The organism is Micromonospora sp. SL4-19, from assembly GCF_047921475.1.
Lineage (GTDB): Bacteria > Actinomycetota > Actinomycetes > Mycobacteriales > Micromonosporaceae > Micromonospora.
The window spans coordinates 1-13,412 of record NZ_JBLROB010000034.1; the positions used below are offsets into that span (position 1 = coordinate 1).

13 protein-coding genes and 1 pseudogene are annotated in these 13,412 nt (G+C 70.2%); 10 read left to right on the top strand and 4 right to left on the bottom strand.

The annotated features are described in order from the left end of the window. The first annotated feature begins 414 nt into the window (after positions 1-414). A complete protein-coding gene (locus ACNAVT_RS27425; RefSeq protein ID WP_416300342.1) occupies positions 415-1,623 on the top strand; it encodes a low temperature requirement protein A in 1,209 nt (402 codons plus the stop codon). A 205-nt stretch (positions 1,624-1,828) separates the two neighbouring features. On the opposite strand, the gene ACNAVT_RS27430 is transcribed toward ACNAVT_RS27425, so the two are convergent. Then, a complete protein-coding gene (locus ACNAVT_RS27430) occupies positions 1,829-3,187 on the bottom strand; it encodes a hypothetical protein (RefSeq protein WP_416300344.1) in 1,359 nt (452 codons plus the stop codon). 460 nt (positions 3,188-3,647) lie between these two features. On the opposite strand from ACNAVT_RS27430, the gene ACNAVT_RS27435 reads away from it, so the two are divergent. The 8 genes from ACNAVT_RS27435 to ACNAVT_RS27470 all read left to right on the top strand — a co-directional run bounded on the left by ACNAVT_RS27435 (position 3,648) and on the right by ACNAVT_RS27470 (position 11,416). Then, a complete protein-coding gene (locus tag ACNAVT_RS27435; protein WP_416300345.1) occupies positions 3,648-4,694 on the top strand; it encodes a LacI family DNA-binding transcriptional regulator in 1,047 nt (348 codons plus the stop codon). Between the two features lie 39 nt (positions 4,695-4,733). Next, positions 4,734-6,329, top strand: coding sequence for an FAD-dependent oxidoreductase (locus tag ACNAVT_RS27440; protein WP_416300347.1), 1,596 nt, complete (start codon positions 4,734-4,736; stop codon positions 6,327-6,329). Between the two features lie 22 nt (positions 6,330-6,351). Further along, complete coding sequence (locus tag ACNAVT_RS27445) at positions 6,352-7,632, top strand: ABC transporter substrate-binding protein (protein ID WP_416300349.1); 1,281 nt, start codon at positions 6,352-6,354, stop codon at positions 7,630-7,632. Positions 7,633-7,642: 10 nt separating this feature from the next. Next, positions 7,643-8,590, top strand: a complete 948-nt coding sequence (locus tag ACNAVT_RS27450; RefSeq protein WP_416300351.1) for a carbohydrate ABC transporter permease — start codon at positions 7,643-7,645, stop codon at positions 8,588-8,590. Beyond that, positions 8,580-9,422 (top strand): carbohydrate ABC transporter permease, encoded by an 843-nt coding sequence (locus ACNAVT_RS27455; RefSeq protein WP_416300353.1) that lies wholly within the window; start codon positions 8,580-8,582, stop codon positions 9,420-9,422. Before ACNAVT_RS27450 ends, ACNAVT_RS27455 begins: the two co-directional genes overlap by 11 nt. Then, positions 9,419-10,318, top strand: a complete 900-nt coding sequence (locus ACNAVT_RS27460; protein WP_416300354.1) for an ROK family protein — start codon at positions 9,419-9,421, stop codon at positions 10,316-10,318. Before ACNAVT_RS27455 ends, ACNAVT_RS27460 begins: the two co-directional genes overlap by 4 nt. A gap of 50 nt (positions 10,319-10,368) precedes the next feature. Then, positions 10,369-11,073 (top strand): N-acetylmannosamine-6-phosphate 2-epimerase, encoded by a 705-nt coding sequence (locus tag ACNAVT_RS27465; RefSeq protein ID WP_416300355.1) that lies wholly within the window; start codon positions 10,369-10,371, stop codon positions 11,071-11,073. A 94-nt stretch (positions 11,074-11,167) separates the two neighbouring features. Then, positions 11,168-11,416 carry a hypothetical protein gene (locus tag ACNAVT_RS27470; protein WP_416300357.1) on the top strand — a complete coding sequence of 83 codons (249 nt, stop codon included), beginning with the start codon at positions 11,168-11,170 and terminating at the stop codon, positions 11,414-11,416. 84 nt (positions 11,417-11,500) lie between these two features. On the opposite strand, the gene ACNAVT_RS27475 is transcribed toward ACNAVT_RS27470, so the two are convergent. Continuing rightward, a complete protein-coding gene (locus ACNAVT_RS27475; RefSeq protein ID WP_416300359.1) occupies positions 11,501-11,746 on the bottom strand; it encodes an SHOCT domain-containing protein in 246 nt (81 codons plus the stop codon). A 102-nt stretch (positions 11,747-11,848) separates the two neighbouring features. Between ACNAVT_RS27475 and ACNAVT_RS27480 the strand changes: the two are divergent. Continuing rightward, positions 11,849-11,932, top strand: a pseudogene (locus ACNAVT_RS27480) (IS5/IS1182 family transposase); the annotation flags it as partial. Between the two features lie 86 nt (positions 11,933-12,018). Here ACNAVT_RS27480 and ACNAVT_RS27485 read toward each other — a convergent pair. Further along, positions 12,019-12,639 (bottom strand): vitamin K epoxide reductase family protein, encoded by a 621-nt coding sequence (locus ACNAVT_RS27485; protein WP_416300361.1) that lies wholly within the window; start codon positions 12,637-12,639, stop codon positions 12,019-12,021. After that, positions 12,639-13,400 carry a DsbA family protein gene (locus tag ACNAVT_RS27490; protein WP_416300363.1) on the bottom strand — a complete coding sequence of 254 codons (762 nt, stop codon included), beginning with the start codon at positions 13,398-13,400 and terminating at the stop codon, positions 12,639-12,641. Before ACNAVT_RS27490 ends, ACNAVT_RS27485 begins: the two co-directional genes overlap by 1 nt. Positions 13,401-13,412: the final 12 nt, after the last annotated feature.

Below are 13,412 nucleotides of genomic sequence, written 5' to 3' on the forward strand. Positions count from 1 at the left end.
GAGCCGGCTCGGCCTGCCGTGATGCGGTCGGCCGGCTCCGGCTCGTCGATGAGCTGCCGGATCAGCAGGAGCTGCTCGCGGGCCTCGGTGTAGAGGATCCCGGCGGCCTTTGCGCGGTCGCGGGCGGCGCGGGTCAAGGCTCGGGCGGTGCTCGGCATGACCGGTTCTCTCCGCAGCGAGGTACGCCCACGCCCTGGCCCCGCTGACGACGATGCGGCCAGCACAAGGATTGGAAGGACGCCCGCGGGTTCCGGGCACTTCGTCCCGGCTGGTGGCGGCCTTGCCCGATGTCTTCATCGTGAGAGCACGATTGACGTTCCATGGGTGGGATCGGCGCGAGTGCACACGTCCCGACAGTGCGGCGTGGCAGGGTAACGGCGTGACGGGTCAGCCAAGTGAGGCGGGCCGGCGATGATGGCGGCAGGGCGGTCCGACCTGCTGCGCAAACGTGGTAGCCCGCAGCAGGCGACGTTCCTGGAATTGTTCTTCGACCTGGCGTTCGTCTTCGTCATCCAGCGGATCGCCCTGCGGGTGACCGAACATCTGGCCCGTCCCGGCCTCGCCGAGGCGTGGCTTGCTCTCCCGAATGCGGGCAAGACGCTGCTGCTGCTCATGCCGCTGGCCTGGGTATGGACCATGACCGCGTGGACGACGGCCAGACTGGACCCACGCCGGCTACCCGTGCAGGTCATCGTCATCATGACCATGTTCGGTGTGCTGATCATGTCGGCGGGGCTACCGACCGCGTTCGACGGCGGCGGCCTGGCCTTCGCGGTGCCGTACGTTGTCATCCAGGTCGGCCGGGTCGTCATCCTCAAGGTCATGCTGCGCGGGCACGAGCTGGAAGACAGGGTCACCCGTGACCTCGTCTGGTTCACGCTGACGGGCATCCTGTGGATCGTCGGCGCGTTCACCCACGACGAGACCCGGGTGATGCTGTGGGTTGCCGCAGCCGCCGGCGACTACCTGGCTGCCCGCCTCGGGTGGCCCGTGCCGAAGCTCGGCCGGGCCCGTGCCATCCCGTGGGCGGCGGCCGGCGAACATTTGGCCGACCGTTACCAGCAGTTCCTCCTGATCGCTCTCGGCGAATCAGTCCTGGCCCTCGCCGCCGCCTACACCATGGGCCTGTATGACATCGAGTCGACGGCGGCGTTCGTGATCGGCTTCGCCACCACCGTGCTGCTGTGGCGGATCTACTTCTACCGGGCCGGGCAAATCCTCGCCGAAGCCATCGCCGCGTCGAAGAACCCCACCCACCTCGGCCGGGTAGCCGCCTTCACCCACTGGACCATGATCCTCGGCATCATCATCACCGCCATCGGCTACGAACTGACCATCTCCCACCCGCTCGGCCACACCGCGCTGGCCTGGGTGGTCTTCATCCTCGGCGGCCCCGCCCTGTACGTCGCCGGACGCGCCCACTTCGAATACGTGGTCTTCGCCCGGGTCTCCCGACCCCGGATCATCGGAGTCATCACCCTCGCCCTCGCAGCCCCGCTGATGCACCTCCTACCACCGGTGCTGGTCTCCCTCACCGCCGCACTGGTCCTGACCGGGATCGCCGCCACCGACGCCACACGCGCCCGGGGGAAACCACTCGAGGCCCCATCACCACCCAGATAGGCGAATTGCGCCCGTCGCTTGTTCGCCCATCAACCTCGGCCTCCCAATCATTTGAGAGCACGCCGAGTAACCATCCAAGGGGGACATTGACGATCGCCGTGGTTCGGACAGGGCCCCGGATCCGCGCTGTCGCGTCGACCCGGGGCCGGGTCGCATGTCTGGTTGGCCGGCCAGTGCCGACCGCGCCGAACGGTCGCAGAAGAGGCTAGTCGGCGCCCTGGTCGTGGGGGACGGTGACGGTGACCGTGCAGCCGACCGGTCGTCCGATCTCGTCGTGGCCGGTGTACGTCAGGTGGTACACCCGGTCCCCGCCGTTCCCGGCCCGCTCGGCCCGCAGCTTGCCGCTGGTGTCCGGCGCGCCGATGGCGAAGTCGCTGGCGTCGGCGGCGTCACCGCCGGTCACGCTGGTCAGGGCGAAGGCGTTCGGGCCGAGCACCCCGTCGTGCAGGTCCACGGTCACGTTGACATCGACCAGCTCGTGGTTCGGTGGCCACAGGACCGGTCGGTCCACCGCACAGTCCAGCTGTCGTACGGGCAGGGGGTTGGCCAGGGTGGCGGTGGCGTGCCCGATGGTCGCGGTGAGTCGGCCGCCGGCCTCGTAGTACATGTGCGCGGTACGCCCGTCGAAGTAGAACGTCGGCGCGGCCGAGCGGCCGAGGTCGGGTGCGGCGGACATCGAGTCGTGGACGATGCCGAGGTGGATCTCCTGGTCGAAGTCCTCCCCGACGTCCACCGCGTGCATGTTGCCGTCGGCGGCGTGGTAGATCACCAGGTTGCGGTCGTTCCAGCGGAGGAAGAACGGCCCTGAGGCGTTCGGGCCTTCGACGCCCTGCGGGGTGACGATGGGTTCGGGTTGCATCGTCCAGGTCCGCGCGTCGTTGGAGACGGCCCAGCGGATCCGCCGGGACACCGGGCCGGTCGGTCCGGGTGGCGCCGCGGTGGGGTTGTCCATGAAGAGCATCAGGTATCGCGTGCCCAGGCGCGGCACGGACTGCTCGAACACCCGGGCGTAGGAGGTCTCCCCGCCGGTGGTCTCGTTCCGGCTGACCGCGGTGCCGCCGTAGCTGAAGTGGATGCCGTCGTCGGAGGTGGCGTACCGGGTGATGGAGTTCTCGCCGTGGAAGTAGAGGAACAGCTTGCGTTCGCCCTCGATCCAGACCGCGTGCGGTGAGGAGATGTGGCTGACGGTGGCGTAGTGCGGCAGCCACGTGTTGCTGATCAGCGGATTGGCATCGTATTCGGTCCACGGGCCGTCGATCGAGTCGGCGTAGGCGAGGGAGATCCCGCCGGGACGCTCGTGCGGCGCGTAGTACAGGTAGTAGGTGCCGAGCGGGTTCGGGAAGTAGTCGGCCGCGCGGACGACGCTCGGGAAGATGAACTCGTTCGTCGGGTTGTAGGCGAGGGTGCTCTTGTCGAACGCGGTGCCGACGTAGGTGAACTGGGGGAAGTCGAGGTCAGGGTCGGCGGCGGCCGGGGTGGCGCCGGTCATGGCGGCGACGAGCAGGCCGGCGCCGGCGGCCGCCATGGCAGCGCGTCGGGAGGATGGGGCGGGTGGTCTCGTCATGCGTCTTCCCCTTCTGTCGGTTCGGATGTTGGGCGCGACGGGCGAACGCCATCGACCGGCGGCAGCACGGGAGGCCGCTGTCCCGGGCACGGCGCTCCGCGCCGGCCAGGCAGGGCGCCGAGCGGCATGCGGTAACTCTCAGTAAGAGCACATGGGTCATCGAACGTCGGAGGCCCGCCCGGGGCCACCGCGCTAATACGTATTAGCATCTATGTTTCTCGAATGTTGCTCTGTCGGCAGGGCTCCTGTCAAGAGGTCGTCGCGCCTGCCCCAACGCCGGGCACATCCCCGGCGCCCGGGCGTCGCGCCGCTTGGGCCAGCTCTCGCTAATGCGCATTACTTCAGGGAGTTCATCCCGTCGAAATCTCCGTTCACCCTCTTGACACGGACCAGCCGACGCGCCAGGCTCCTTCCCAACGCCGAGCGCTAATACGCATTAGCCGCACCGGAAGGACCCGTCGTGACCGCTCCCCCCAGACGCGTCACCCAACGTGACATCGCACGGCTGGCCGGTGTCAGCCAGGCGACGGTGTCACTGGTGCTGAACAACCGGACCGACGCCGACGTCCGCATCGCCCCGGATACCCGGGACCGGGTGTTGCAGGTCATCGCCGAGACCGGATACGCGGCCGACCCCGTAGCGCGCCGCCTCGCCTCGCGGTTCAACCGGATCATCGGCGTCTTCACCTACGAGCCCGCCTTCCCCAGCGGCAGCCGGGACTTCTTCCACCCGTTCCTGCTCGGCATCGAGGAGTACGCCGAGCGGGTCGGCTGCGACCTGCTGCTGTTCACCAGCGCACCGGTGGTCGACGGCCGGCGGCGCATCTTCCACCAGGACAACCGGTTGCGCCTGGCCGACGGGTGCCTCCTGCTCGGGCGCGAGATCGACGGCGCGGAGCTGCACCGGCTCAACCGCGACGGATACCCGTACGTCGCCGTCGGACGCCGCGACGACGCCGGCGGGCCGGTGCCCTATGTGGGCGCCGACTATGCCACGGCGGTGGCCCAGCTCGTCGAGCTGGCGCTGCGGCACGGCCACCGGCGCCTCACGTACGTGGGGATGGGAATGACCGCCGAGTCCTCGGAGGACCGGCGCCGTGGTTTCCTCGCCGCCGCGACGACCGCGGAGAGCGCCCGCCAGGTGTCCGCGGTGGCCGAGGAGGCCGACGCGTGCCTCGACGACCTGCTGGCCGACGGGAGCACCGTGGCCTTCGTGGAGGACTTCGCCACGGCGGTGGCGCTGGAGTCGGTCGCCCGCCGGCGTGGCCTGACCGTGCCCGGCGACCTGTCGATCGTGACCCTCGGCGACCCGACGTCCCCGGTCCCCACCGACATCGCGTTCACCGGATTCCGCATCCCCCGCGAGGAGATGGGCCGGCAGTCCGTCGAGGTGTTGACCGGGGTCATCGACGGCAGCGCAACCGGCCTCCACCAGCGACTTCTCCCCTGCGAACTCGTCGAGGGCAACACCCTCGGCACCCCTGATCCGGCGGTCGACCGACGCTGAGCGGCCGGCCGCGCAACTGGAAGGAAGCAAGTGGTACAGATGCGTGCGGACGTCCTCGTCGTCGGGGGCGGACTGGGCGGGGTCGCCGCGGCACTCGCCGCGGCCCGGGCCGGCCGGTCCGTCATCCTGACCGAGGAGTTCGACTGGCTCGGCGGGCAGCTCACCAGCCAGGCCGTGCCACCGGACGAGCACTCCTGGATCGAGCAGTTCGGCGCCACCGCCAGCTACCGGGCCCTGCGCAACGGCATCCGGGACTACTACCGTCGCCACTACCCGCTGACCGAGCGTTCCCGGGCCTGGACCGACCTCAACCCGGGGGCCGGCTGGGTGAGTCGGCTCTGCCACGAGCCCCGGGTGGCCGTGGCCGTCCTGGAGGAGATGCTCGCGCCGTACCGGGGGTCGGGGCGGCTGACGGTGCTCCAGCCGTACCGGCCGGTCGCGGCGGAGGCCGACGGCGACCGGGTGACCGGCGTCACCCTCGCGCACCGGGACCGGGACGAGCGGATCGACGTGGTCGCGCCGTACATCCTGGACGCCACGGAGACCGGTGAGCTGCTGCCGCTGACCGGCACCGAGTACGTCACCGGGTTCGAATCGCAGGCCGAGACGGGGGAGCCGAGCGCACCGGCCGAGGCGCAGCCGATGAACATGCAGGCCGTGTCGGTCTGCTTCGCCCTCGACCACGTCGACGGCGACCACACCATCGACCGCCCCGCGGGGTACGACTTCTGGCGCGACTACAAGCCCGACTTCTGGGGTGACCGCCTGCTGTCCTGGCGGTCGCCGCACCCGCGCACGCTGGAGATCGTCGAGCGCAGCTTCACCCCGAACCCGGACGACGACCCGTTGAGCGTCAACGCCGACCAGCGGGTCAACCCCGGCGACGGCAACCTGTGGACGTTTCGGCGGATCGCCGCCCGACGCAACTTCAACGACGGGGCGTACGGCAGCGACATCACCCTGGTCAACTGGCCGATGATCGACTACTTCGAGGGACCGGTCATCGACGTGCCGAACGCGTCGTGGCACCTGGCCAAGGCCCGCGAGCTGTCGTACTCGGTGCTCTACTGGCTGCAGACGGAGGCACCCCGGCCGGACGGCGGCACCGGGTTTCCCGGCCTACGGCTGCGCGGCGACGTCACCGGCAGCCCGGACGGCCTGGCCCAGGCGCCCTACATCCGCGAGTCACGCCGCATCCGGGCCGAGTACACGGTCGTGGAGCAGGACCTCTCCCTCGCGGTGCGGGGCGAGCACGGTGCGGCGCACTACCCCGACTCGATCGGCGTGGGGATGTACCGGATCGACCTGCACCCGTCGACCGGCGGCGACAACTACATCGACGTCGGCTCCTGCCCGTTCGAGATCCCGCTCGGCGCGCTGATCCCGCAGCGGATGGAGAACCTGCTGCCGGCCGGGAAGAACATCGGCACCACGCACATCACCAACGGCAGCTACCGGCTGCACCCCGTCGAGTGGAACATCGGCGAGGTCGCCGGCCTGCTCGCCGACTTCTGTCTGACGCGGGGCGAGACCCCGCGTGCGGTCCGCGGCACCCCCCGCCTGCTGGCCGAGTTCACCGACCGCGTCTCGGCCGCCGGCGTGGAACGCCGCTGGCCGCAGATCGCGGGCTACTGAAACCCCCGGTGAGGAGAAGATAGTGAAACCAGGAAAGGGTCTGGCTGTTGTCGCCGCCGCGCTTACCGGCGTCCTCGCCCTGTCCGCCTGCGGTGGCGGCGAGGCGAAGGACAAGGGCCCGGCCAGTCTGCGGATGACTGTCTGGTCGGCCAACGAGGCGCACCTGAAGCTGTTCAACGACATCGCCGACGAGTACCGCAAGAGCCACCCGAACGTCGCCGAGATCAAGTTCGACCCGCTGCCGTTCGACAACTACACCACCACCCTCACCACCCAGATCGCCGGCGGGAACGCACCCGACCTGGCGTGGGTGTTCGAGAATTCCGCCCCCGACTTCGTGGCCTCCGGCGCGCTGCTGCCGCTGGACGACACGCTCAAGAAGGCCGAGGGCTACCAGTACGACGACCTCTCCCCCGCCACCCTGAAGCTCTGGCAGAACGGCGGCAAGCTCTACGCGTACCCGTTCTCCACCTCGCCGTTCGGCGTGTTCGTCAACACCGACCTGCTGAAGAAGGCCGGGCAGAAGACACCGGCCGAGCTGATCGCGGCCGGGCAGTGGACCTGGGACAACGCGCTGGCAGCCGCCGGCGCCACGCAGCAGGCCACCGGGAAGGCCGGCCTGGTGATCCGGGACTTCGACTACAAGGGCTGGGACAACCTGTCCACCTTCTGGACCGGGTGGGGCGCCCAGGCGTGGAGCGAGGACGGCAGGACCTGCGGCTTCTCCAGCCCGGAGATGGTCGACGCGATGACCACCCTGCACAAGGCCATCTTCACCACGAAGGCGCTGCCCGGGCCGGGCACCACCGCCGACTTCTTCGCCGGTGACGCCGCCATGACGATCACCCAGATCTCCCGCGCGTCCCTGTTGAAGGACGACGGCTTCGGCTGGGACCTGGTCCCGCTGCCGGCGGGCCCGAAGGGCCCGTACTCGGTGGTCGGCCAGGCCGGCATCGGGGTGATGAAGAAGAGCCCGCACGCCGACGTCGCCGCCGACTTCCTCGCGTTCCTCACCAACCCCACCAACTCGGCCAAGCTAGCCCAGTTCTTCCCGCCGCCGCGCCAGTCGCAGCTGACCGCGGAGACCCTCGCCAAGACGAACCCGAAGCTCAAGCCGGAGCAGCTGCAGAAGGTGGTCATCGACGGCATCAACAACGGCGTGGTCAAGCCCAACCACGCGGGGCAGGCCGAGTTGAGCCAGCAGGTACGCGCCGGGCTCGACCCGCTGTGGAAGCCGGACGCGGACGTCAAGGCCGTCCTGGACGGGGTGTGCGCCAAGATCCAGCCGCTGCTGGCGAAGTAGGCAACCGATCATGACCCGGACGGACACCAGGGTGGGCCCGGTCGAGGCCCGGCCCACCCTGGGCCGGGCGCGGCCGTTCTGGACCAGCCGCCGCCGCGACCAGCTCACCGGTTATCTCTTCGTCGCCCCGCAACTGCTCGGCAGCGCCGTCTTCGTGATCCTGCCGCTGATCCTTGTGGTCTGGTACAGCCTGCACGAGTGGAACGTGCTGGCCGGGACGTTCGACTTTGTCGGCACGGACAACTACAAGGCGGTGGCCGAGGATCCCAACCTCGGCGCGGTGCTGCGGGCCACCGGGCTGTTCTCCATCGGGCTGGTGGTGTTGAACCTCGGGCTGGCGTTGCTGCTGGCCGTCCTGCTCAACCAGAAACTGCGGGGCACGATCGTGTTCCGCACGTTGTTCTTCTCCCCCGTGGTGGTCTCGCTGGTGGCCTGGACGATCGTGTGGGGCTTCCTGTTGCAGGACAACGGCGGGGTGAACGGCCTGCTCGACAGGATCGGTGTGGACGGGCCGAACTGGCTGCGCGGCGAGGGCACGGCGATGCTGTCGGTGATCGTCGTGCAGGTGTTCAAGAACGTCGGCCTGAACATGGTGCTGTTCCTGGCCGCCCTCCAAGGCGTGCCGGCGGAGCTGTACGAGGCCGCGGAGGTGGACGGGGCGAGCCGGATGCGCCAGTTCTGGCGGATCACCGTACCGCTGATCAGCCCGACGATCCTGCTCACCTCGATCATCACCGTGGTCGGGTCGCTGCAGGTGTTCGCGCAGATCGCGGTGCTGACCCAGGGCGGTCCCGGCACCTCGACGACCGTGCTCGTCTACTACCTCTACCAGCAGGCGTTCCAGTTCCACCACTTCGGCTACGGCGCCACGCTGTCGATCCTGTTGTTCGTCATCGTGCTCGCGCTGACCGTGCTCCAGTGGCAGATGCGCAAGAGGTGGGTCTTCCATGAGTCGTGACCTGTCGCGTCGGACCAAGCTGGTGCTCTACGGGGTGCTGCTGGTCCTGGCGATCCCGTTCGTCTTCCCGACCTGGTGGATGGTCACCTCGTCGCTGAAGCCGGTGGCGGACATCTTCGCCTTCCCGCCGCAACTACTGCCGACCAACCCGCGGCTCGAAGCCTATCGGCGGGTGTTCGAGCTGCAACCGTTCGGGCAGCAGTACCTGAACAGCCTCTACATCGCGCTGGTGGTCACGATCGGCACGCTGGCCGTGTCGGCGCTGGCCGGGTACGCCTTCGCGCGGATCCGGTTCCGTGGCCAGAACGTGCTGTTCCTGGTGGTCCTCGCGGGTCTGCTCATCCCCAGCGAGGTGACGATCGTGCCGCTGTTCCAGATGTTCTTCAAGCTCGGGCTGATCAACACGCACTGGCCGTTGATCCTGGTGCCGATCTTCGGCGCGCCGAGCGTGCTGGCGACGTTCATCATGCGGCAGTTCTTCATCAGCCTTCCCGGTGAGCTGGAGGAGGCGGCCCGGGTCGACGGGCTCGGCCGCTTCGCCACCTTCTGGCGGATCGCCCTGCCGCTGTCCCGGCCCGCGCTGGGCGCGGTGGCGATCTTCACCTTCCTGCACAGCTGGAACCTCTACCTGGAACCGATCGTGTTCCTCTCCTCGCCGGAGAAATTCACCCTGCCCCAGGCGCTCACCCAGTTCGTCGACGCCTACGGCGGCCCGATGTGGGACGTTCAGCTCGCCGCCGCGTCGATGACCGCGCTGCCGGTGCTGGTGGTGTTCGTCATCGCGCAGAAGCAGTTCGTCGAGGGCCTCGCGCACACCGGCCTGAAGGGATGACGGCCGCGGTGGTCGGCGTCGACATCGGCGGCACCAAGACGGCGGCCGCGCTGGTCGGCCCGGGCGGGGAGGTGCTGGAGCGCCGGGAGGTGTCCACCCCCGCCCGGTCCGGGCCCAAGGCGGTGCTGGACGCCGCCGCGGGGCTGGCCGCCGACCTGCTGGGGGCGGCCGGCGCCGGGCCGGTGGGGGTGGGCACCGCCGGCACGGTCGACCCGGCGACCGGCAGCATCCGGTACGCCACCGACAGCCTGCCCGGCTGGACCGGCGCCCCGGTCGCCGAGGCGCTGGCCGCGCGGCTGGGTCGAGAGGTACGGGTCATCAACGACGTGAACGCCGCGGCGCTGGGCGAGTGCTGGGCCGGCGCCGGCCGGAACCGGGCTCATGTGCTGCTGGCGGCCGTCGGCACCGGCCTCGGCGGAGCGATCGTGCGCAACGGCCGCGTCGAGGCCGGTGCGCGCGGCGCCGCCGGCGAGGTGGGGCATCTGCCGGCGCCCGGTGCCGACCGGCTGCGGTGCGGGTGCGGCCGGTACGGGCACCTGGAGGCGATCGCGTCGGGCACCGGGCTGGCCGCCGCGTACGCCATCGCCACGGGCACCCGGGTCACCGGGCGGGCCGTGGCGGACCGCGCGGCGGCCGGAGACGAGGTCGCCAGGCAGGTCGTGGACCGGGCCGGCAGCGTACTCGGCGCTGCCCTGGCGGGCCTGGTGGCCCTGCTCGACCCGGCGGCCGTCCTGGTGGCCGGCGGGGCGGCCGGCGCGCTGCTGCCGGCCGCGTCGGCCGCTTACGCGGCGGAGCTGCCCGCCGGCTGGGCCGACGTGCCGCTGCTGCCGGCCGCGCTGGGCGCCGACGCCGTCGTGGTCGGCGCGGCCCGGCTGGCCCTGGAACAAACGGAGTGAACGGTGACGGCGGGAGCCGCCGCACCCGGATCAGTGGAAGGACCAAAGGCGTGAGTGTGCTCGACGACCTGGGCGGCGGGCTGGTGGTGTCCTGCCAGCCGCTGCCCGACGAGCCGGACGACCCGATGCGGGACCCGTACGTGCAGGCCCGGGTGGCCTCCGCGGCGGTACGCGGCGGCGCGGTGGGGGTGCGGGTCAACGGACCTGACGACGTACGGGCGGTGCGCGCCGCGGTCGGCGTGCCGGTGATCGGGTTGTACAAGCACGGCACGGCGGGCGTCTTCATCACCCCGACGGCGGCGCACGCGCTCGAGGTGGCGCGGGCCGGGGCGGACATCGTCGCGATCGACGCCACCGACCGTCCCCGGACGGACGGACGTACCTTCGCCGACACGGTCCGCGCGATCCACGAGGATACGGACGCGCTGGTCCTGGCCGACGTGTCCACCGCGGCCGAGGGCGTCGCCGCTGTCGAGGCGGGCGCGGACGCCGTGGCCACCACGCTGTCCGGCTACACCCAGGCCAGCCCGCAGACCGACGGCCCCGACCTGGCGCTCGTGGCGCAACTCGTCGCACAGCTACCGGTGCCGGTCATCGCCGAAGGGCGGTACCGCACGACGGCGCAGATCCGCCGGGCCTTCGAGGCCGGCGCGCACGCGGTGGTGATGGGCAACGCCGTCACCTCACCGCTGTGGATCACCCGCCGGCTCGTGCCGGCCACCCCCCGCGCGGCACCCCCACGCAGCGCCACTTGAGCTTCAAGGCCGCGGCGACACTGGGCCGCCACGAAGGGGGCCTGCCGGACCGGGATTTCGTAGCCGAACTTGGCGAGGTCATCGCGCCGGCCAGATGCTCTGGGCCACGGTCGACAGCCCGTGGGTACACACCGTGGACCCGGCACGCTTCCTCGCCACCCTGCAACCGCTGCGTGCCATGGACCCCGCAGCGATCCTCAGCACGCATCTGCCGCCCGCCGTCGGGTGCACCTCCGACCTCCTCGACACGATCGCCGCGGCACCGTACGCCGACCCGTTCGTCGGCCCGGACCAGGCCGCGCTCCAGCAGATGCTCGCCGGATTCGATCCGGCCGCGGCGTGACGGCCCCGCACCTGGAAGGAATGGCGATGCGCCGACATCCGCACCGCCACCGCCCGCGTGCTGTCCCGGCGCCGCCACGGCAGGTCAGGATGTGCTCGGTTCCCGGCCGGTCAGCCGGGCCCGAGCCGTGGTGTAGGCGGAGTCGTCGATCTCTCCTTGAGCGTAGCGACGGTCGAGGATCTCCAGCGGCGTCTCCCGGGCCCCGGCCCGGCCACCGCTGCCCGGCTGGATGAACCGCACGGCGGCCCAGACGAGGACCGCGATGAACGCAATCCACAGCAGCGGCATGAGCATCATCCACCAGCCGCCGGTCCCGTATCCGTACATCATGGCGATGCCTCCCAGCCCGTGAGCTACCTTCACGCTCGCGCAGCAGCCGGCCGCGCGCCAGGGTCGAACTACCCGGATGGAAGGGACCGCTCGCCCCAGGTTCGCCTGTCCCGCCGGCAGAAGTCCGTCAACCAGCACCACGCCAAGATCCGAGCTCGCGGCGAACGCGCCGTCTCCACCCCGAAGATCACGAGTCGCGGCGCAGTGGGGTGCGACCGATGGGCCGCACCCCACCCGCCCCGCAAGGGCTTCGCTGCGCCGACCGGGTTGGGTCAGCCGAACAGCAGGTCGCCGTACTTGACGACGACCGCGAGGACCAGGACCAGCATCCAGATCACCACGACCATGAGGTCGAGGTTGACCCGCACCGCCGCGGCAAGCGCGGACTGCACGCGCGGGGGCAGGAACAGGTTGCCGTCGCGGATGTTGACATGCGTCAGGGTGGAGAACACCAGCGTCGTCGAGACGGTTACCAGCAGACACCACGGGCACAGCGCCCCGATGTGGAACATCGACTGGTAGAACAGCCAGTACGCGAAGGCCAGCCCAAGGGTGTAGACGACCTGGGCGGCGAACATGAACCAGCGTGGGAACCGCACCCCGCCCAGGCTCGCCACGGCCACGGTGATGACCACTGGCTCTGCGATCAGACCCAGGAACGCGTTGGGGAACCCGAAAAGGTGCGACTGCCAGGAACTGCCGACCGTTCCACAGCTGATCACCGCGTTGATGTTGCATGAGAGCTCGGCGGTCGGGTCGGCGGCGAGCGTGATCGCGTCGACCGACAGCACGAACGAGGCGAGCAGGCTCAGACACGACGAGAACAGCATCGTGCCGAAAAGCCAGGCCTTGGCGTGCCGGATCCGGTCCAGTCGGCCCACCAGGCCAGCCACTACCTCGCCCCTCCCGCCGTGGCCTCGATCGCCTGGGTCAGCGGGCCCGGGGCGTACACGTTGCCCTCAAACACGGTGCCGTTGATCTTGATGGCGGGCGTGCCCTGGACGCCGGACTTGAACGCGGCATCGGTCGAGGCCGCCACCCACCGCTCGAAGGTCCGCTTGGTGAACGCGTCGGCCACGTCCCTGCTCACCCCAGCTTTGAGGGCCAGTTCGACGATCTGGTCGTCAGACAGACCCCGGGTGCCTTCTTCTGGCTGATGGTTGAACAGCTCCGTGTTGAACGCCCATACCGAACCCGGGGCGCGGTCGGCGACCGTGGCCATCGCGTTGGCCGCCCGGGTGGAGTACTTCGAACCCTTCGACGTCCGGTCCAGGAACGAAATCGGTCGTAGTTGCACCTTAACCGTCCCGGCTTTGATCAGCCGGTCGATCTCGCCGCTGTTGGCCTGCTCGAACTTCCCGCAAGCCGGGCACATGTAGTCCAGGTAGATCTCCAACGTCACCGGCGCGGTGGACTGTCCGACCGGGATCGCGCCCGTGTCGGTGAGGTTGGCCGGAGTCACCAGTTGCCCGCTGGCGCTGTTCGGCGAAGAGTCGCCGCTCGACGCAGTGTTGGCCACGACAGCGATGATCGCGACCAGGAGGCCGACAATCACCACCCCGCCGGCCAGCCGTACCCGGTTGCGCCGCCGTCGGGCCGCAGCCACCTGCGCCTGGCGCAGCTCCCGCGCGTTGATCCGTGCTCCCCTGCTCATGGTCCGTCTCGT